The 925-nt window shown below is 60.0% G+C and carries 1 protein-coding gene; it reads right to left on the bottom strand.

What is annotated here, in order from left to right; genetic code table 11:
- Positions 1 to 697 precede the first annotated feature (697 nt).
- A partial coding sequence (locus OXG98_19265) for a hypothetical protein (protein ID MCY3774149.1) occupies positions 698 to 925 on the bottom strand: 228 nt, incomplete at its 5' end.

Genomic DNA, 925 nt, shown 5'->3' with positions numbered 1-925 from the left:
GCGATAAAGTAACGAAACTGGCGAAGAGACGGTTCCATCTGCTCGGGAATCTCCGTTAGGCCGGCGACACGCCGCTGTTCATCCAAGTCAATTTCTGAGTGAGGGGCGGTCGACAGGCGGTCAAGGGCGGCTGCCGGTCGGGGCGGCGGTAGTTGCGACAGTCGGGGCGCAGCACCCCATGGCGGTCCTGTTCGATTGCGGTCGGCATCCGGAAGCGCGCATGCCCCCGGTGCTGCGAGCACGCCGGCGGACTTGGCGGCGGCGGCCCCGGAGATATAGGGGCAGGCGTCCGGCCAGGGCGAACGGAGAGCCCAGCCACGGTCAGGTGATGTCCGCACGGTTCAGAGCGCGATTTCATCGATCAAAGACGAAGACGATCGCCCGGCCGGTGTATCCGGATACCCGCCGACGATGGCGTTGTGGACGCGACCTGCGCGATTTCGGGGCAGCATTGCATGGGTTATCTGAAAATCAGATAGATTGTATCGATCTTTCGGAAAACAAGACCAGCCACCCTGAATCGATGGGCATACCGAACCGCTGCTCCCGCCCGTACGTCCAGTACTCGTGCCCTGCAATAACGTGGCCATGTAGATGAGTATGTGCATAGCGTCCGAAATGAGAAACCGGAATGGCAAAACCGATCTGCCGGTGGCTTCCTGGTGAATCTGTTTTTCCGAATTTTATAACCATAAAATCATATTTTACAATACAGCCCGGCCCTCTCTACCCTGACTTCGAATTCCACGGCTTCAGGCGTTCGGCGGGGACCGGCCTGCGAAACCCTGGCGTTTCCCGGCGTTCGGTCCCTTGCCGGCACTGACACATCGGGAGGTCGAGCGATGAAGAAGTTCAGCATTGGTTTGACAGCGTTTGCGGCGATGGCCCTGGCGACGGCGCCGGCCGCTCTTGCCGACAAGTGGTA

This window comes from Gemmatimonadota bacterium (assembly GCA_026706345.1).
GTDB lineage: Bacteria > JAAXHH01 > JAAXHH01 > JAAXHH01 > JAAXHH01 > JAAXHH01.
The sequence above is the reverse complement of the archived record's forward strand: the minus strand, read 5'-3'. Positions and strand labels throughout refer to the sequence as shown.